Annotated in this window: 19 protein-coding genes; all 19 read left to right on the plus strand. The window is 39.8% G+C overall.

Annotated elements, in window-relative coordinates:
• The coding region (locus ACFXN8_RS14880; RefSeq protein ID WP_386846127.1) for a hypothetical protein at window positions 1-280 on the plus strand (280 nt) is incomplete at its 5' end.
• 139 nt (window positions 281-419) lie between these two features.
• Window positions 420-989 (plus strand): GTP cyclohydrolase I FolE, encoded by a 570-nt coding sequence (gene folE, locus ACFXN8_RS14885; protein ID WP_376076370.1) that lies wholly within the window; start codon window positions 420-422, stop codon window positions 987-989.
• A gap of 63 nt (window positions 990-1,052) precedes the next feature.
• Entirely contained in the window at window positions 1,053-1,271 is a 219-nt protein-coding gene (gene mtrB, locus ACFXN8_RS14890) for a trp RNA-binding attenuation protein MtrB (protein WP_049666799.1), read from the plus strand.
• A 424-nt stretch (window positions 1,272-1,695) separates the two neighbouring features.
• On the plus strand, window positions 1,696-2,463 hold the full coding sequence (locus tag ACFXN8_RS14895; RefSeq protein ID WP_386846130.1) for a heptaprenyl diphosphate synthase component 1: 768 nt from the start codon (window positions 1,696-1,698) through the stop codon (window positions 2,461-2,463).
• Between the two features lie 15 nt (window positions 2,464-2,478).
• Window positions 2,479-3,183 carry a demethylmenaquinone methyltransferase gene (locus ACFXN8_RS14900; RefSeq protein WP_386846132.1) on the plus strand — a complete coding sequence of 235 codons (705 nt, stop codon included), beginning with the start codon at window positions 2,479-2,481 and terminating at the stop codon, window positions 3,181-3,183.
• Between the two features lie 19 nt (window positions 3,184-3,202).
• Complete coding sequence (hepT, locus tag ACFXN8_RS14905; protein WP_376076377.1) at window positions 3,203-4,177, plus strand: heptaprenyl diphosphate synthase component II; 975 nt, start codon at window positions 3,203-3,205, stop codon at window positions 4,175-4,177.
• A gap of 86 nt (window positions 4,178-4,263) precedes the next feature.
• Window positions 4,264-4,680, plus strand: coding sequence for a nucleoside-diphosphate kinase (gene ndk / locus ACFXN8_RS14910; RefSeq protein WP_376076379.1), 417 nt, complete (start codon window positions 4,264-4,266; stop codon window positions 4,678-4,680).
• A gap of 654 nt (window positions 4,681-5,334) precedes the next feature.
• Complete coding sequence (locus ACFXN8_RS14915; protein ID WP_376076382.1) at window positions 5,335-6,483, plus strand: thiolase family protein; 1,149 nt, start codon at window positions 5,335-5,337, stop codon at window positions 6,481-6,483.
• A gap of 15 nt (window positions 6,484-6,498) precedes the next feature.
• Complete coding sequence (locus ACFXN8_RS14920; RefSeq protein WP_386846135.1) at window positions 6,499-7,260, plus strand: 3-hydroxyacyl-CoA dehydrogenase; 762 nt, start codon at window positions 6,499-6,501, stop codon at window positions 7,258-7,260.
• Window positions 7,261-7,479: 219 nt separating this feature from the next.
• The gene (locus ACFXN8_RS14925; RefSeq protein WP_386846137.1) at window positions 7,480-9,105 is read left to right on the plus strand and encodes a long-chain fatty acid--CoA ligase; all 1,626 of its coding nucleotides are present in this window, start codon (window positions 7,480-7,482) and stop codon (window positions 9,103-9,105) included.
• Window positions 9,106-9,299: 194 nt separating this feature from the next.
• A complete protein-coding gene (locus ACFXN8_RS14930; RefSeq protein ID WP_376076389.1) occupies window positions 9,300-9,530 on the plus strand; it encodes a hypothetical protein in 231 nt (76 codons plus the stop codon).
• Window positions 9,531-9,614: 84 nt separating this feature from the next.
• On the plus strand, window positions 9,615-10,385 hold the full coding sequence (locus ACFXN8_RS14935; RefSeq protein WP_386846139.1) for a CheR family methyltransferase: 771 nt from the start codon (window positions 9,615-9,617) through the stop codon (window positions 10,383-10,385).
• Window positions 10,386-10,861: 476 nt separating this feature from the next.
• Window positions 10,862-12,043 (plus strand): chorismate synthase, encoded by a 1,182-nt coding sequence (gene aroC / locus ACFXN8_RS14940; RefSeq protein WP_386846141.1) that lies wholly within the window; start codon window positions 10,862-10,864, stop codon window positions 12,041-12,043.
• 1 nt (window position 12,044) lies between these two features.
• Window positions 12,045-13,136: a 3-dehydroquinate synthase gene (gene aroB / locus ACFXN8_RS14945; RefSeq protein ID WP_376076398.1), complete on the plus strand. Its 1,092-nt coding sequence runs from the start codon at window positions 12,045-12,047 to the stop codon at window positions 13,134-13,136.
• The gene (aroH, locus tag ACFXN8_RS14950) at window positions 13,133-13,501 is read left to right on the plus strand and encodes a chorismate mutase (protein ID WP_386846143.1); all 369 of its coding nucleotides are present in this window, start codon (window positions 13,133-13,135) and stop codon (window positions 13,499-13,501) included. The genes aroB and aroH overlap by 4 nt, the downstream gene beginning before the upstream one ends.
• Before the next feature lie 18 nt (window positions 13,502-13,519).
• Window positions 13,520-14,620 carry a histidinol-phosphate transaminase gene (gene hisC / locus ACFXN8_RS14955; RefSeq protein ID WP_386846145.1) on the plus strand — a complete coding sequence of 367 codons (1,101 nt, stop codon included), beginning with the start codon at window positions 13,520-13,522 and terminating at the stop codon, window positions 14,618-14,620.
• Entirely contained in the window at window positions 14,617-15,717 is a 1,101-nt protein-coding gene (locus ACFXN8_RS14960) for a prephenate dehydrogenase (RefSeq protein WP_376076403.1), read from the plus strand. Before hisC ends, ACFXN8_RS14960 begins: the two co-directional genes overlap by 4 nt.
• An 84-nt stretch (window positions 15,718-15,801) precedes the next feature.
• Window positions 15,802-17,088 (plus strand): 3-phosphoshikimate 1-carboxyvinyltransferase, encoded by a 1,287-nt coding sequence (gene aroA / locus ACFXN8_RS14965; RefSeq protein WP_386846148.1) that lies wholly within the window; start codon window positions 15,802-15,804, stop codon window positions 17,086-17,088.
• Between the two features lie 96 nt (window positions 17,089-17,184).
• Window positions 17,185-18,453: a tetratricopeptide repeat protein gene (locus tag ACFXN8_RS14970; protein WP_386846150.1), complete on the plus strand. Its 1,269-nt coding sequence runs from the start codon at window positions 17,185-17,187 to the stop codon at window positions 18,451-18,453.
• Window positions 18,454-18,465: the final 12 nt, after the last annotated feature.

An 18,465-nucleotide genomic window follows, 5' to 3' on the forward strand; every position in this document is an offset into this window, starting at 1 on the left:
CTACGCTTTCGCACAGAATGAAACCCTTTTGCTGCCGCTTCGCTTTCGCGCAAAAAAAATCTGTTGGCCCGAGACCCTGGAGCGCAGCGGATGTTTTCTGTGCGAAAGCGTAGCGACCGCAACAATTGTTTTATCTGTGAGAAAGCGAAGCATCAGCAACAAATGTTTTATCTGTGCGAAAGCGAAGCGTCAGCAACAACAACAAAGCGCCCAGTCGGAACGGAAATCAACCACACGTTATGGTGGTGAGTCAAAATTTATAAAATATACTCCAAATTAGAAAGCATTAAGTGGCAATTTTTCTCATATAGCGTTGAATTTCTTTTGAATCAAGTAAGTCGTTTTGCGCTTACCTTTTGGATATGCTACGATGCATAAGGAAATGTGTAATGTATTGATACGCAGGAGGGTTTTTACGGATGTCGAATGTTGATTTATTGAAAATAGAAGAAGCAGTAAAAATGATATTAGAAGCGGTAGGCGAAGATGTAAATCGTGAAGGTTTACTCGATACACCAAAACGTGTAGCAAAAATGTACGCAGAAATGTTTAGTGGCTTACATGAAGACGCAAAAGATTATTTTAAAACAGTGTTTCATGAAGACCATGAGGAATTAGTGCTTGTAAAGGACATTCCGTTTTATTCGATGTGTGAGCATCATCTAGTGCCTTTTTACGGAAAAGCTCATGTCGCATACATACCAAACGATGGCATTGTTGCTGGACTAAGTAAATTAGGACGTGCAGTAGAAGCAATTGCTCGTCGTCCGCAATTACAAGAACGTATTACTTCTTCAGTGGCAGAGACAATTATGGAAATGCTCTCTCCGAAAGGTGTTTATGTAGTGATTGAGGCGGAGCATATGTGTATGACTATGCGAGGGCTTAAGAAGCCAGGATCTAAAACTGTGACATCGGTTGCACGTGGTATTTACGAAGAAGATGAAGTAAAACGTAGAGAAGTTTTATCATTTATTCAAATGTCTTAAATTGCATGTCTAATTATGTTATGATGGACTAAGAATTTGTCGGATTTAAGGAGTGTACAGACAATGGCACAAGATTATATTGTTATTCAAGCAGAGGAAGATGGAGTGCATGTAATTGGTTTAACACGAGGTACAGATACAAAGTTCCATCATTCTGAAAAATTAGATGCAGGCGAAGTGATGATTGCTCAATTTACCGAACATACATCTGCCATGAAAATTCGTGGGAAAGCACAGATTCATACAGCTCATGGTGTTATAAATAGCGAAGCGAAAAAGTAATAAAGAGCAATTACATTCAGAGGTGCTTTAAGAATAGTTTAGTGATGACACATATAAATCGATTAAATGTGTAAAACTGTTTTTTAACTACTTTCAACGGATGTCCCCGCTGAAATAGAGGAACTCAGTCTAAGAACGCCACGTCCTGTGGCAATTTAACTGTGCGAAAGCGAAGCGACAGCAACTACAACTACAACTACAACTACAACAATACACGACTGAGCGACCAACATCACGTTGGCCCAAAGCCTCCGGACGCAATTATGCCGAGACATAATTGATTGGGGAAGCTCTACTGCATATCATGTTGAATAAAGCAAAAATTTTTTATTCCGAATCGTCGCGTGTGCTATAATGACTCAGTAAGCAAGCGTTAGATCCATGAAGTGGCTAACGTATTTGAAAGTGAAATGGAGTAAGGTCTATGAATGCAACATACATTCAAAATTCAATTGCACAATTAAAAACAGAGATTTTCATGGATGTTCGTCATAGAACTTTGCAAAAATACACAGGGGTGCCTGTGCTCGATGAAAATCAATTATTTTACTTGTTAGTTCCCTTTTTGAATGGTGAGGAGTGGCAGCGAGAGGAAAGAGAAGCTGCAATCACTGTTGGAATTGTGTACGCAGCTTTAGCGGCGCACGATCATATAAAAGAATTAGATGCCACATCAAAAGAACAGCAGCTAACCGTTTTAGCTGGAGACTTTTATAGTGGCCGTTATTATGAGATTTTAGCGATGTCGGGAAATGTCGCATTGATTAGAAGTTTGTCGCAAGGGATTGTGGAACGTTGTGAACACCAAATTAAAGTTTATGAGGCTGAAAAACGATCAGTCGAACAATGGTATGCCTCAATAAGTAACATTGAATCGGGATTAATCTCAAAATTTTTTGAGCTCTATTCGTTTGGTAACTATATTTCAATTGTGGAGAAGAGCTTATTAATCTTGCGTTTAGAAAGAGAATGGGCGACATATCAACGTGGTCAAGTAACTTTAATGAGTAAGGTTCTTGAAGAAAGTGCGAGATCTGCTGGAGCGACATATGGCAACGTCATACAGGACAAAATTGTGCAATTAAAAACAGAGCTGTTACAGGTGATAGAAGATGCATCGTTTTTACAAGGTGATGTGAAACAAGCTCTACAAGCACGTGTAGAGGCATCCATTGCTTCTACTAATGGATAAGAGAGGTTTTTCAAAATGGCTAAAACGAAAGAAGAACACGTGCACGAAGTATTTGAAAGTATTTCGGAAAACTATGACAAAATGAATGGTGTTATTAGTTTCCAAATGCATGTTGGCTGGCGCAATGATACGATGAAGCACATGGCAGTAAAACCTGGAGCGAAGGCACTAGATGTTTGCTGTGGTACGGCAGATTGGACAATTGCATTAGCCGAGGCAGTTGGTGAAGGCGGAGAAGTAAAAGGGCTAGACTTCAGTAAAAACATGCTGAAGGTTGGCGAGGAAAAGGTAAAGCCATACCCACAAATTGAACTAATACATGGAAATGCTATGGAGTTACCTTTCCCAGACAATACTTTTGATTATGCAACAATTGGTTTTGGGCTTCGCAATGTACCAGATTATTTACAAGTTTTAAAGGAAATGAATCGTGTTGTAAAACCTGGGGGAGTGGTTGTTTGTTTAGAAACATCTCAATCTGAAATTCCCGGGTATCGACAACTATTCCGTTTCTATTTTAAATATATAATGCCGGTATTTGGTAAAATATTTGCGAAAAGCTTTAAAGAATATTCTTGGTTACAGGAATCAGCAAATGATTTCCCAGGTATGAAAAAGTTAGCGGCAATGTTTGAACAGGCAGGTTTAGAAAAAGTAACGTACAAAGCATACAGTGGCGGTGCTGCGGCAATGCATATGGGCTTTAAAAAGGTACGTTAACGGGGGAAGGTTTTCACAAGTGGAAAAGATGAAGTTAAAACTACTCTATTCCGATTTGAAATCAGATATCGATATCATTGAAAAAGAATTAGAAAAAGCAGTGTACTCTTCTTCAGGTTTGATCAATGATGCTTCTCTCCATTTATTGCAAGCTGGTGGCAAACGGATACGACCAATTTTTGTGTTGCTTGGCGCGAAATTTGGCGACTATGATATCGAAAAGATGAAGGATGTAGCCGTGCCAGTAGAGCTTATTCATATGGCATCACTTGTGCATGATGATGTAATTGATGATTCCAATATGCGAAGAGGACGCCCGACTGTCAAATCACAATGGAATAATAGAGTTGCAATGTACACGGGCGATTTTATTTTTGCACGTGCACTTGAATATATTACAAAGCTTGAAGACCCATTAGTTCATCAAATTTTAGCACGTACAATGGTGGAAATTTGTAACGGTGAAGTCATTCAAATCGAAGATAAATTTAGACTAGATCAAGGATTAAAGGATTATTTTAGACGAATCAAACGAAAGACGGCATTACTGATTTCTTCTAGTTGTGAACTTGGTGCAGTAGCAGCAGGTGTTGATCCCAAAACAGTGAGACATTTGAAACGCTTCGGCTATTTTGTAGGCATGAGCTTCCAAATTATCGATGATGTTTTAGACATAATGGCAACAGATAAAGAATTAGGAAAGCCAGCAGGTAGTGATTTATTGCAGGGCAATATTACATTACCGATTCTTCTGTTAAAAGATGATCCTGAGATGCAACCTTACTTGGCAAAAGTATTTGCAGGTACGTTGACAGAAGTAGAACGTCAAAATATGCTGCAGTATGTGCGTAAATCTGACGCGATTGAGCAAGCTAATAAAATGAGTGATAAATATTTGAAAAAGGCATTACAGGAAATAGATGCATTACCAAAACATCCTGTCAAGAAAAAACTACGTGATGTCGCTTTGTTTATGGGTAAGCGTAAATTCTAGCTTTTTGTTGTACAAAGGCTCATTTTTTGTTAATATTTATCGGTAGGTGTAAAACCTGTTATACGAATTTAAGGAGTGTTTTAAACATGGCAATCGAACAAACTTTTTTAATGGTTAAGCCTGACGGCGTTGAACGTCAAGTAGTAGGAGATATCGTAGATCGTTTTGAACGTCGCGGTTTTGTATTGAAAGGTGCTAAATTAATGGTAATTCCTACAGAATTAGCAGAAAAGCACTATGCAGAGCATGCAGAGCGTCCATTCTTTGGTGAATTAGTTGATTTCATCACTTCTGGTCCTGTATTCGCTATGGTATGGGAAGGCGAAAACGTAATTAAGCTTGCTCGTACAATGATGGGAGCAACTAAACCTGAAGAATCTAACCCAGGTACAATCCGTGGTGACTATGCAACAACTGTTTCTCACAACATCATTCACGGTTCTGACTCTCTTGCTTCTGCTGAGCGTGAAATCGGCTTATTCTTCGGTGAAGATTTAGCTTAATTATTTGTGAATAGATTAAGCAATCTCAATTCAATTTGAGATTGCTTTTTTTATGCTCTGAAAAAGGCTTTATTAAAGCGACAGATAGAAGCCAAAACTAAAAAATGGAACCTATTAAAACAGTTGAATAGAATTTTCTAGATACATATAGAATTGTTAAATACTTCTTAGTCATGTAAAATTAAAGATACAATATTCTGATAATTAAGGTTTTTAACTTCTTTCAGCAGAAATCTCCTACCTATATAGGCGGTTAGATGAATGCGGTTTTAAGCCGCTTTTCAGGGGGTGTCCAAACATCTGTACCTGTCGCTACGCTTTCGGTACAAAAAACATCCGCTGTAAGAAGTTAAAGCCTCCGGCGGATGTCACGGAATCGGAAGGGAGTTCACATAGGATGTTAGCCTAAGATCATCGCATCCATGCGATAACGGCTAACTGACCTGCATCGGTAAAAACGCCACGTCCTGTGGCATTACCGAAATGACCGACATCGTGTCGGCCCTCGTGCAGGCCTAAGCACAAAGCCGATTCCGGACGCAATTATGCCAAGGCATAATTGATATAGCTTAATAATCAAGAATATATTTCATAGCATCTAAATACATTGGATGATAGGAAATGAGAGAATCGACAGTGCAAAGGGGTTTTTTTATGAGAGAAGTGGTAATTGTATCAGCTGTTCGTACAGCAGTTGGCAGAAGTAAAGGGGCATTAAGCAACGTTCGAGCAGATGACTTAGCGGCAGATGTACTGCAAGAAGTGGTACAACGAGCAGGTATCCATAAGGATCAAGTGGAGGATGTTATTTTTGGCTGTGTGACGCAAACTGCTGAACAGGGAGCAAATATAGCCCGTACAGCCCTATTAATGGCAGGTTTTCCGGAGAGTGTCCCAGGTGTGACAATTGATCGTCAATGTGGATCAAGTCAGCAGGCTGTTCATTTCGCGGCACAGGCTATTTTAGCAGGCGATATGGACATTGTTATTGCTGGTGGAGTTGAAAGTATGACGAGGGTGTCAATGGGTTCTAACATGAAGGGAGCCCACGCGGGTAAACGATTACAAGACAACTATACAATTATACATCAAGGGTTATCAGCCGAGAAAATAGCGGAAAAATGGAACTTGTCAAAGGAACAGCTCAATAACTATGCTTACAATAGTCATAGACGAGCATTAGCGGCAATTGAGGCGGGCCGTTTTAAAAAGGAAATATTGCCTGTCCAATTTACGCAAGAAGACGGCACAGTGACAACGTTTTTTGTTGATGAAGGGCCACGTGCAGAAACGACAGTTGATAAATTAAATGGACTAAAAACCGTTTTCCAGGAAGATGGTGCGATAACAGCCGGTAATGCAAGTCAAATGAGTGATGGTGCCTCAGCTGTAGTTATTATGTCTTTAGAAAAGGCGCAGGAACTTGGCATCCGACCACTTGCTAAAATTGTTACACGAGTTGTCGTTGGTTCAGATCCGACGTTAATGCTAACTGGTCCAATTGAGGCAACTAGACAAGCGCTGGAACGTTCAGGTCTTACGATTGAGGAAATTGATACGTATGAAGTGAATGAAGCTTTTGCGCCAGTACCACTTGTTTGGTTGCGCGAAATTGGAGCAGATCCCGATAAATTGAATCCGGATGGAGGAGCAATTGCATTAGGACATCCATTAGGAGCGACGGGTACAAAACTGTTAACAACGATGCTGTATAGAATGGAACGAGAAAATTTAAGATATGGTTTACTTGCAATTTGTGAAGGTATGGGAATGGCGAATGCTACTATCATTGAAAAAATGTAAAAGGGGTTGTGTTTGATGAAGGAAGTAATAGCAGTTGTAACAGGGGGAGCATCTGGTTTAGGAGAGGCTACTGTTCGCAAAGTTGTTGCAGAAGGTGGCAAAGCAGTCATTTTTGATCTTAATGACGAGCGAGGACACACACTAGTAGAGGAGTTAGGGGAGAATGTCCAATATGCACGTGTTGATGTTACCAAAGAAGCTGATGTAGCGGCAGGGCTTGAACAAGCAGTAGCGACATTTGGGTCCATTAACGTCACAGTGAATTGTGCTGGAATTGCTGATGCAAGTAAAGTACTTTCTAAGCGTGGTGTACATGCTCTTGGTTTATTTGAAAAGGTGATTTCTGTCAATTTAATTGGGACTTTCAATGTGATTCGCCTAGCAGCCGAGAAGATGCAACATAATGAGCCGAACGAGGATGGTCAGCGTGGCGTTATTATTAATACTGCATCTGTGGCAGCATTTGATGGGCAAATAGGACAAGCGGCATATAGTGCGTCAAAAGGTGGTGTGGCGGCGATGACGTTGCCGATTGCAAGAGAGCTTGCTGAAATTGGTGTACGTGTTATGACGATTGCTCCAGGATTAGTAGAAACACCAATGTTTGCATCGCTACCAGAGCCAGCAAGAACAGCGCTTGCCCAAATGACTCCATTCCCTAAACGACTTGGGAAACCATCAGAATATGCGCTATTGGTCGAAAGTATTATCAAAAATGGTTTATTAAATGGTGAAGTAATTCGCTTGGACGGCGCGATTCGTATGCAGCCGAAGTAGGGATAACTTGAAGGTGCTCGACTCCTGCAAAAAAAGCTGACAGAATGACCGAAGGCTAAAACCACCTTCCCGTGATTACGCTTTCGTGAAGCTCTGAAGTGAAAAGTGCTTGTCTGCGGATAGCGAGCCGAAAAAGTTAGCTTGTTTCGTATGTAATTATTGGTAGTAGCAGTCAGCCTTGGACGATTCAAAAATTTATGAACAAAGGGGAGCGTTTTTATGCATATGATGGATACACCTTTATTATTAACAAGTTTTTTGGATCGAGCAGAACGATTTTTCCATGCGAAAAAAATATATTCGCGGACAAGCCCTACAACAATTCACGAGTTTACTTATAAAGAATATGTAAAACGAACTCGTAAACTAGCAGATGCCCTTACAAAGCTAGGGATGGAGAGAGGTATGAAAGTAGGTACCTTTGCTTGGAATCACCATCGCCATTTAGAAGCATATTTTGCAGTCCCATGCGCAGGTGCTGTCTTGCATATGATTAATATTCGATTAGCGCCTGAGCATATTGCTTATGTTATTAATCATGCAGAAGATGAAATATTACTAATTGATGATAACTTAGTTCCGCTTATTGCACCGATTGTCTCACAGCTTAAATCGGTTAAGCATTTTATCGTAATGGGAGATGCTGTCGAGCTAGAAAACATCCCATTACCGAATGTTCTTTCTTATGAGGCATTACTCGAAGAGGCGAATGATAATTTTAGATTCCCAGATGATTTAGATGAAAACACACCTGCTGGCATGTGTTACACAAGTGCAACTACAGGAATGCCAAAGGGTGTAGTATATACTCATCGTAGTATTGTCCTCCATACTATGGCAGCAGGAATCTCCGATAGTATTGCAATAGGCGAGGCAGATGTTTTACTACCTGTAGTACCAATGTTTCATGCGAATGCGTGGGGATTTCCGTTTGCTGGTGTATTATTTGGTGCTACACAGGTGCTCCCTGGGCCAATGTTTACACCGCAGCTACTACTTGATTTATTTGAAACATACAAGGTAACGTTGACTGCAGGAGTACCTACAATTTGGCTTGGGGTATTACAGGAGCAACGCAAAAATCCTCGTGATTTGTCTTCGATACGATTGATTGTATGTGGTGGTTCAGCATCACCGCTCGGTCTAACTCGTGGCTTTGAGGAGGAGCTTAAAATTCCTTACATGACGGGCTACGGTATGACCGAGACATCGCCACTTGTTAGCATATCGACGTATTTAACACATATGCAAGATTATACGATGGATGAAAAAATGGATGTTCGTATTACGCAGGGAATAACAGTGCCGCTCATTGAAACGCGTGTAGTCAATGAAAACGGTGAAGTACCTTGGGATGGCAAAACAATGGGCGAATTGACAATTAGAGGCCCGTGGATTGCTGCCGAGTATTATAACGATGAACGAACAGCAGAAGCCTTTAAAGATGGCTGGCTCTACACTGGTGATATTGCTGTAGTGACAGTAGATGGTTATATCAAAATTACAGATCGGACAAAAGATTTAATTAAAAGCGGTGGAGAATGGATTTCTTCAGTAGAGCTTGAAAATGCTTTAATGTCACATCCTAAAGTGTTTGAGGCTGCTGTTATAGCCATTCCCCACGAAAAATGGATTGAACGACCTCTAGCGTGTGTTGTACCAAATCCTGAATTTAAGGATGCCATTACGAAATCAGAGCTACTAGAAGATTTACGATCGCAATTCCATAAAACATGGATTCCTGATGATGTTGTATTTTTAAATGAAATACCGAAAACCTCTGTAGGAAAATTCATGAAGGTAAAATTGCGAGAAGAATTAAAGGATTATAGAGTAGAGGTTTAGGAGACAAAAAAATTTGAAGGTGGTGACTAACTACCTTCATTTTTTACGTAAAAATTTAGGGGATATAGGCTCATCACGTTTAATACATATCAATGAGAATATTTTAGCTAATTTAATGAAAGAATGAAAAGAAAAGTGAAACTATTTTTTCCATTTTACCGTATAATCATTATTAACGAGAGGATGTGGAAGTATTGTCAATTGCAATAGTTGCTATTATTGGTGGAGTAGTTATTAGTTTAGCAGGGATTTTTACTGATGCCCATACAAGAAAGCAAAAAATTAAATTAAAGGCTATTGAGAAAGAAACGGAGTTAGAAAAGCTCAGGTTAGAAACGTATACGATGGAAACAGAAAAATTACGTCTAGAATTAGAGCAATCCAAAGTGTTATTATTAGAGGAAAAACAAAACTCAACTAAGTAACTTGGATTACATGTGAAAGACTATTTCAGGAATGGCACTTTTCCGCTATAATGGAAATACGACGCTAGAGGGGAAGAAGACCGCATGTCTGATTATGAACAGTTTATAGCAGGTATAAAGCGCAAAACAGGAATTGATTTAGCGCTATATAAAGAAGCGCAAATGAAAAGAAGATTAACATCTCTGTATGAGAAAAAGGGATATCGTAATTTTGTGGACTTTCTAAAGGCACTTGAACAAGATCGTGACTTAATGAATGAGTTTTTAGATCGCATGACCATTAATGTTTCCGAATTTTATCGCAATGGGAAGCGTTGGGAAGTGTTGCAGAAAAAAATATTTCCGAAATTACTGCAATCTAATAAGCGTTTAAAAATTTGGAGTGCTGCTTGTTCAACGGGTGAAGAACCTTATTCTTTAGTCATGGTATTATCTCAATTAGTGCCATTATCTCAAATTCAGATCATTGCTACTGATCTAGATGAAAATGTCATTCAAAAGGCGAAATTAGGTGTGTATCCAGAGCGCTCATTAGCAGAAGTGCCGAGTGATATTAAAGCTAAGTATTTTGAGCAAGAAGGTTCCTTTTATAGGGTCAAGGATGAGATTAAACGTTGTGTGACGTTTAAGAAACAGAATTTACTTAAAGACCATTACGATTCTAATTATGATTTAATTGTTTGCCGCAATGTGATGATTTATTTTACTGAAGAAGCGAAAGATCAGATTTATACGAATTTTAGTAAAGCATTGCGTAAGGATGGCGTTTTATTTGTTGGATCTACAGAGCAAATTTTTAATCCATCTCGTTATGAGTTTGAAGTTGAGGATACATTCTTCTATAGACGAAAATAGTTAATAATATGAGAAAAGCATTCGTACACTAGACAAATATGAATGTCATGTACATAATTTAAGGCTTGAGACATAGATGAATCGTGCGCTTTTCGCTTGGTATAAGCAAAAAGCGTATTTTTTATTAGTTATCTCGCATCAATGGGCGGTAAGACACCAACATCAAAATTTAGCGAATGAAAATAAGTAGGAGATTAACTACCGGTAAAAGCATGATTGGTGAAAGCTAATGATTAGTGAAAATGAAGAAAATATCTTTTTTTAAGTAAATCGTTCAGAATATTCGAATTTAACGAGGTGCTCTAAATTACCTTTAAAGGTACTTTTAAAAATAATTGAAGTCGCGAGAGCAATTCGGAATTTACAAATAATTAAAACAAGTCTTTGAAAGACATTTGCAAAAGGACTGTTTTTTTAGAGAATATATGTTATAGTGAAAAATACATACTTTAGCGAGTTGAAGGGAGAAAGTGTTTATGCGTTACTTAACAGCGGGAGAGTCACATGGCCCCCAATTAACAACAATTATTGAGGGCTTACCGTCGCTCTTACCCATTACAGCAGAAAAAATTAACCACGATTTAAAACGTCGTCAAGGAGGGCATGGGCGAGGCCGCCGTATGCAAATCGAAACGGATACAGTGGACATCGTCGCTGGTGTTCGTCATGGACAAACACTTGGTTCTCCCGTAGCGCTCGTAGTCACAAATGATGACTGGAAGCACTGGACAAAAATTATGGGAGCAGAACCATTAGCAGAAGATGTGAATCCTGAAGATATCAAACGCCAAATTTCACGTCCTCGTCCAGGACATGCAGATTTAGTAGGAGGCATGAAGTACGGACACCGTGATTTACGTAATGTATTAGAGCGTTCTTCAGCGCGCGAGACAACTGTCCGTGTAGCTGTAGGTTCTGTTGCAAAAGCGCTTTTAAATGAATTAGGCATTTCCATCGTCGCACATGTAACAGAAATCGTTGGTATTAAGGCAGACACTTCCTTAGTAGAAGGAAAATCTGCGGATGAAATTCGTGCCATTGTTGAAGCAGACCCTTGCTATTGCGTTGACCCAGAGGCTTCTGCAAAAATGGTGGAAGCAATTGATGAAGCGAAAAAAGCGGGCGACTCCATTGGTGGTGTTGTTGAAGTCATTGTAGAAGGAATGCCAGCCGGTGTCGGATCGTATGTTCATTATGACCGTAAGCTAGATTCGAAATTAGCAGCTGCCATGTTATCTATCAATGCATTTAAAGGTGTTGAATTTGGAATCGGATTTGAAATGGCACGCCGTAAAGGTTCTGAAGTACATGATGAAATTATTTGGTCAGAGGAAGAAGGCTATACACGTGCAACAAATCGACTTGGTGGTTTAGAAGGTGGAATGTCTACTGGAATGCCAATTGTCGTACGCGGTGTAATGAAACCAATTCCTACATTATATAAACCGTTGCAAAGTGTTGATATTGAAACGAAAGAGCCATTTAAAGCTAGTGTAGAGCGCTCGGATAGCTGTGCAGTACCAGCAGCATCAGTTGTTGCTGAGCACGTTATTGCCTGGGAAATAGCGAATGCAATATTGGAACAATTCCATAGCGATCAATTACCTCAACTAAAAGCTCAAATCGACGAACACCGTCATTATACAAAGGGGTTCTAATATGCGAGTACCAGTAGCAACGAAATCGCACCAATATGAGGTTGTCCTTGGTCATAAATTTTTAGCAGAGGCAGTAAAAGCATTTGATGATAAGCTTCAAAAAGCGGATAAGCTCATTGTTTTTACGGATGCTAATGTATGGGCAGCGCAAGGAGATTATTTCAAGGCTAATTTCCCTTATCATTTTGAGGTCTTTGTCTTACCAGGTGGTGAGGCATGTAAAACTTTCGAACAATACTATGCAGCCCAAACATTTTTACTTGAACAAAAATGCTCACGTAAATCATTTATTTTTGCATTTGGTGGGGGAGCTGTAGGTGATTTAACAGGCTTTGTGGCAGCTACTTATATGCGTGGGGTGCCGTTTATTCAAATCCCAACGACAATTTTAGCACATGACTCAGCAGTAGGCGGTAAAACAGCTATTAACCATCCACTAGGTAAGAATATGATTGGTGCGTTTTATCAACCTGAGGGAGTTATTTACGATACTGTATTTATCGAAAGTTTACCTGAGCGCGAGGTACGTTCAGGAACAGCAGAAGTGATCAAGCATGCGATGATTTCTAATGCAGCGTGGTTAGAGGAATTAATGGCAGCAGAGACAGTTATTCATTTCAACACAGAAGAATTAGCGAAGCAGCTTAGAAAAGGAATTGAAGTAAAAGCGCAAATAGTAGCAGAGGACGAAACCGAGCAATCCGTGCGGAAATTTTTAAACTTAGGTCATACTTATGGTCATGCCATTGAAGCGGCCGCTGGTTATGGAAAAGTAGCGCATGGCGAGGCTGTAATGATTGGACTCGTGTATTGTTTATTATTAAGTGAACGATACGGTGAATTAGACCGTAACTTCACTACAGCATTTTTACAATTTGCAGTGAAAAATGGCTATCCATTTGAATCTGTGAAAATGTATTCTTTTAATCAGTTAACAGAGTATTTAATGAAAGATAAAAAAGCGGAGTATGGTGTTTTACAATTTGTGTTACTGGGTAAAATTGGTAAACCTTTCGTTCAACCAATTGATTTAGCAGAGTGCAGAGAAGTAGACACGGAATTCCGACAGCTATTAGCGGAGGTGCTTGTATGATTCGTGGACTTAGAGGAGCGATTACAATTGAATCTGACAAGCCGGAGCTTGTATGGGATGAAACAGCAAGATTAGTGCGTGAAGTAGTAACAGCAAATAATGTGGAAGTAGATGATATTGCTTCCATACTTATATCCACAACGCCTGATATTACATCAGCATTTCCAGCACGTGCTGTACGGTTAATGGACGGGTGGCAATATGTACCTGTCATGTGTATGCATGAAATGGACGTGCCGAACGCATTGCCACTTTGTATTCGTATATTAATACATGCGAATGTGGATATGGCACAAAAGGATGTAAAACACTTGTATCTCAATGATGCAGTGAAATTAAGACCAGATTTAGCCCAAGCTAAATAATTAGAGGAGATGTTTGAGATGAAATGGAAACAACAATTGGACGGTATGCAAGCATATAAGCCTGGTAAACCAATTGAAGAAGTACAACGTGAATATGGCTTACAAGAAGTCGTAAAATTAGCATCTAATGAAAACCCATTTGGGTGCTCACCTAAGGTAACTGCTTATTTACAAAATAATTCAGTAAATCATGCTATCTATCCAGACGGCTATGCGCAAAATTTACGTACAGCTGTTGCGCATCATCTAGATGTCAAAGAATCACAGCTTCTGTTTGGTAACGGCTCCGACGATATCATTGCCATTATTACTCGTGCATTGTTGTATCCAGGTGTAAACACAGTCATGGCAGACCCTTCCTTCTCTCAATACTGGCACAATGCAGCAATAGAAGGAGCAGAGGTACGCAAAGTTCCTTGCATAGAAGGTGCACATAATCTAGATGCAATGGTAGCGGCAATAGATACTAACACATCAATCGTTTGGGTTTGTAGTCCAAATAATCCAACGGGCGTGGTGATACCTGATGTTGAATTGCGTGCATTTTTAACTAAGGTACCTAGTGATGTGCTAGTAGTATTAGATGAGGCCTATATCGAATACGTAATGCATCCTGGTCACAAAGATACTCTTCCTTTAATTAATGAGTTTCCAAATGTACTATTAATGCGTACTTTCTCAAAAGCATATGGTCTAGCTTCTTTCCGAGTGGGCTATGCAATTGGGCAACCAGACGTAATTGCTAAGCTTGATCCAGTAAGAGCGCCATTTAATAACACCATTTTAAGTCAAGCGGTCGCGGCAATCGCTTTAAGTGATCAAGAATATATAAATGCTTGCCGTGAAGCAAATGAAAAAGGTAAAAAACAATATATTGAATTTTGTGAAAAACATAATTTGCAATACTTCCCTTCTGATACGAACTTTATTTTCTTTAATACGAACGCTGATAGTGATGTTGTTTTCGATGAGCTAATGAAACGAGGCTTTATAATCCGTAGTGGCAATGCGTTAGGATTACCCGGGTTTATCCGTGTGACAATCGGAACAGAGGCTCAAAATGAAGCGTTGTTAGGTCACCTTGAAAACGTCCTAAAAGAGCAAGGAGTTTTTGCATGACGACACGCAAAGTGCTCGTTATTGGGCTTGGCCTAATTGGAGGCTCGATTGCCTTGGCATTACAAAAGGCACCAGAAACAAAGATTATTGGCTATGATATGGATGCGAAAACACGCGAACATGCGAAAACATTAAATATTGTTCATGATATTGTGGCGGATCCAAAAGAAGTTGCGGAAGACGTGGATGTAATCATTTTTGGAACACCCGTCAACGCAACGCTTGAATGGATGGAACAATTAAAAACATGGCCGTTAAAAAATAAAGTAATCGTAACAGATACAGGCAGTACAAAAAAGATGATTATGCAAAAGGCTGGGGAGCTACGTGAGTTAGGCATTACCTTTATTGGAGGACATCCAATGGCAGGCTCACATAAAAGCGGTGTTTTAGCTGCAAAGGCTCACCTTTTTGAAAATGCGTATTATATGCTAACGCCGCTTGCCGGTGAAGAAATTGTCCATATGGCACAGCTTGAAAGTCTATTAAAATTTACACATGCAAAGGTTGTTAGTGTATCTGCTCGTGAGCATGATCATATGACAGCTGTAGTTAGTCACTTCCCACATGTCGTTGCAGCATCTCTTGTGCATCAGTTGGGCGGAGAAAATGGGGAGTATCCGATGACACGCTCACTTGCTGCAGGGGGCTTTCGCGATGTAACGCGTATTGCGTCATCCAATCCGATTTTATGGCGAGATATTACATTACAAAATCGAGATGAGCTTATTGCACAGCTAGAAGGCTGGGAAAAGGAAATGAGTCGTGTTAAGGAACTGCTTTTAAATGGTGGCTCGGAGGACATTGAACAATACTTTGCGATTGCCAAAGAGCTAAGGGATGAATTACCGATTAGTGCAGGAGCTATGTTCACATCATTTGACTTATATGTTGATGTTCCTGACTATCCGGGGGTTATTTCTGAGGTGACAGGCTTACTTGCAGACGAAGCGATTAGTATTACGAATTTACGTATCGTAGAGTCACGTGAGGACGTTTTCGGGATTCTTGTTATTAGCTTACAAAGCGAAAGTGACCGTGAACGTGCAGCAGCGTGTATACAAAAACGTGCTAATTATGAAACATATATTTCATAGGCAAACTAGAAAAACTTAATTGGAAATGCCTGAAAGCGTCGGAATTACGGCGCTTTCTATCTTCATATGGGGGGGAAGAAAACGATGAGTGAAAAAGTATTACAATATGATAAACCTTCCTTACAAGGGACGTTAACGATTCCAGGTGATAAATCTGTTTCTCACCGTTCCGTTATGTTTGGAGCTATCGCAACGGGTAAAACGACAGTGGACGGTTTTTTATTAGGTGAGGATTGTTTGAGTACAATAGACTGCTTCCGCAAGCTCGGTGTGAAAATTGACGTGGAAGGAACAAATGTATCCATCGACAGTCCAGGTATAGATGGGTGGCAAGAGCCTACAGAGGTACTATACACAGGAAACTCTGGTACGACGACACGCTTAATGCTAGGGATTCTAGCTGGATCTAATGTACATTCAGTGATGACAGGGGATGCGTCCATTGGAAAGCGACCGATGCGCCGTGTTATTGATCCGTTACGTCAAATGGGTGCACACTTTACTGGGAGGGCAGATGGACAATATACGCCATTAGCCATTCAAGGTACAGCATTACAAGCTATTGATTATCATATGCCTGTTGCGAGTGCACAGGTGAAGTCAGCTATTTTACTTGCGGGTTTACGTGCTGAAGGTACTACAATTGTGCGAGAAACTGAAGTATCTCGAGATCATACTGAGAGAATGCTACGTCAATTTGGTGCGCAGGTTGACGAGGTGGATGGTGTTATTTCATTACAAGGAGGGCAAACGCTAACAGGGACGCATGTTTCTGTGCCAGGTGATATTTCATCAGCAGCCTTTTTCTTAGTAGCAGGAGCTATTTGTGAAGGTAGTAAAATAACGCTAGAAAATGTCGGAGTTAATCCAACACGAGATGGTATCATCGAAGTGCTTCAACATATGGGCGCATCTATAACACTTATGCCGAATGAAGATAGCCAATCAGAGCCGACTGCAACAATTACAATTGAAACGTCAGCTTTAAAAGGAACTACAATTGAGGGAGATATTATTCCTCGTCTTATCGATGAAATCCCGATTCTTGCTTTATTAGCAACGCAGGCAAATGGCAGAACTATTATTAAGGATGCCGAGGAGTTAAAAGTGAAGGAAACAGACCGGATAACGGCTGTAGTGGATGAATTGAAAAAACTAGGCGCTACTATTGAAGCGACTGAGGATGGAATGATTATTGAAGGACCAACTCCATTACGTGGTGCTCGCCTTAACACTTATGGTGATCATCGTATAGGAATGATGGGCGCTGTTGCAGCACTAATAACAGATGAGGCTGTAACTTTAGATGATGCAGAATGTATTGCGGTTTCTTATCCATCGTTTTTCGAGCATATAGAGGAAGTAAGGTAACGTCAATGTTTGACTCTCCAAGGAATTTGGGGAGTTTTTTCTTGTTTCGAAGGAAAATGTTTTGTAGCATAAAGGTATTAATGAAAGAATAGGTGAATGACTGTGAACAATGCGATGACTGAAATGATGCAAGCACTTGAACAAGGAGACTTAGCATTAATTGAACAGCTACTTGAATCATTTTTAACGAAAGAGCTACCAGAGGAAATTTATACGCTAGCTGAAGTGTTTATGCAGTATGGGTATATGAAGGAAGCAGACCGTGTACTGGAGCATTTACAATTTTTATTCCCAGAAGAGGCACAGTTAAAAATTGATCGTGCAAACGTCTTGATGGAACTTGGTGCTGAAGATGAAGCGCTAGATTTTTTATTAGAAGTAGAGGAGACATCTCCGGAATACCCGCAAGCATTATTAGTATTAGCAGATTATTATCAAATGCAAGGATTATTTGAAGTAGCAGAAATGCGCATCAATGAGGCACTATCTATATTACCAGAGGAGCCATTATTACAATTTGCTAAAGCGGAGCTGTTATTTGAAACGGGTCGTTTTTTAGAGGCTGCAAGACTATATGAAGAATTATATGAACAGCAAGTTGAATTTGCTGGGGTAAGTCTTGTTGAACGACTTGCTGAGGTGTATCGTGCAGGAGCTGCCTATGAAACGGCCTTAGATTACTATTTAAAAGCACTTGATGATGAAGTAAAGCCAGATGTTTTATTTGGTGCAGCGTATTCAGCCTTTCAATCACAAAAATATGAAATGGCCATTAAACAATTAGAGGAATTAAAAGAATTAGACCCTGATTATTTTTCTGCCTATTTATTGCTTGCTGAAAGCTATGCTATGACGGAGGATAATACAAAAGCTTACGCTGCCATTCAGGAAGGATTAAAGCGTGACGAATATGATAAGACCTTATTTTTATTCGCAGGTAAAATGGCTTTAAAAACTGGTTTGCCAGCTGAGGGTGAGCAGCATTTACGTGAAGCTATTGCCCTAGATCCTGAATACATGGAAGCAGTATTAGTATTAATCTCTGTGTTGGCACAGCAAGAGCGACATGAGGATGTCATAGAATTATTTGAAACGTTGCAAAAAAATGATTTTGAATGGAGCACCTTATACCCATTTGCTGCGGTTGCATATGAAAATTTAGAATTGTACGACCGTGCATACGAATTTTACCATTTGGCATATAATGATTTTAAGGAAGACGCAGCATTTTTAGAAAAATATGTTTATTTCTTATTAGAAGAAGGAAAGCGTTCAGAAGCTAAAGAAGTACTCGGTCAATTAATAACTGTTCAGCCTGGTGAACTAGAATGGCAAGAGAAGTTAGAAACCTTAGAATTTGAGTAAAGGAGGGAGTGG

Origin of the sequence: Lysinibacillus sp. NPDC059133 (genome assembly GCF_042755925.1) — a bacterium.
In the GTDB taxonomy this organism is placed as follows: domain Bacteria; phylum Bacillota; class Bacilli; order Bacillales_A; family Planococcaceae; genus Lysinibacillus.

What these genes read in the sequence shown, in the direction of transcription:
- ACFXN8_RS14925 (WP_386846137.1), top strand. Translation starts at nt 7,480, where the DNA reads ATGCATATGATGGATACACCTTTATTATTAACAAGTTTTTTGGATCGA.
- ACFXN8_RS14895 (WP_386846130.1), top strand. Translation starts at nt 1,696, where the DNA reads ATGAATGCAACATACATTCAAAATTCAATTGCACAATTAAAAACAGAG.
- ndk (WP_376076379.1), top strand. Translation starts at nt 4,264, where the DNA reads ATGGCAATCGAACAAACTTTTTTAATGGTTAAGCCTGACGGCGTTGAA.
- hisC (WP_386846145.1), top strand. Translation starts at nt 13,520, where the DNA reads ATGAAATGGAAACAACAATTGGACGGTATGCAAGCATATAAGCCTGGT.
- aroC (WP_386846141.1), top strand. Translation starts at nt 10,862, where the DNA reads ATGCGTTACTTAACAGCGGGAGAGTCACATGGCCCCCAATTAACAACA.
- ACFXN8_RS14915 (WP_376076382.1), top strand. Translation starts at nt 5,335, where the DNA reads ATGAGAGAAGTGGTAATTGTATCAGCTGTTCGTACAGCAGTTGGCAGA.
- mtrB (WP_049666799.1), top strand. Translation starts at nt 1,053, where the DNA reads ATGGCACAAGATTATATTGTTATTCAAGCAGAGGAAGATGGAGTGCAT.
- ACFXN8_RS14960 (WP_376076403.1), top strand. Translation starts at nt 14,617, where the DNA reads ATGACGACACGCAAAGTGCTCGTTATTGGGCTTGGCCTAATTGGAGGC.
- aroA (WP_386846148.1), top strand. Translation starts at nt 15,802, where the DNA reads ATGAGTGAAAAAGTATTACAATATGATAAACCTTCCTTACAAGGGACG.
- aroB (WP_376076398.1), top strand. Translation starts at nt 12,045, where the DNA reads ATGCGAGTACCAGTAGCAACGAAATCGCACCAATATGAGGTTGTCCTT.
- ACFXN8_RS14900 (WP_386846132.1), top strand. Translation starts at nt 2,479, where the DNA reads ATGGCTAAAACGAAAGAAGAACACGTGCACGAAGTATTTGAAAGTATT.
- folE (WP_376076370.1), top strand. Translation starts at nt 420, where the DNA reads ATGTCGAATGTTGATTTATTGAAAATAGAAGAAGCAGTAAAAATGATA.
- ACFXN8_RS14970 (WP_386846150.1), top strand. Translation starts at nt 17,185, where the DNA reads ATGACTGTGAACAATGCGATGACTGAAATGATGCAAGCACTTGAACAA.
- ACFXN8_RS14920 (WP_386846135.1), top strand. Translation starts at nt 6,499, where the DNA reads ATGAAGGAAGTAATAGCAGTTGTAACAGGGGGAGCATCTGGTTTAGGA.
- ACFXN8_RS14935 (WP_386846139.1), top strand. Translation starts at nt 9,615, where the DNA reads ATGTCTGATTATGAACAGTTTATAGCAGGTATAAAGCGCAAAACAGGA.
- aroH (WP_386846143.1), top strand. Translation starts at nt 13,133, where the DNA reads ATGATTCGTGGACTTAGAGGAGCGATTACAATTGAATCTGACAAGCCG.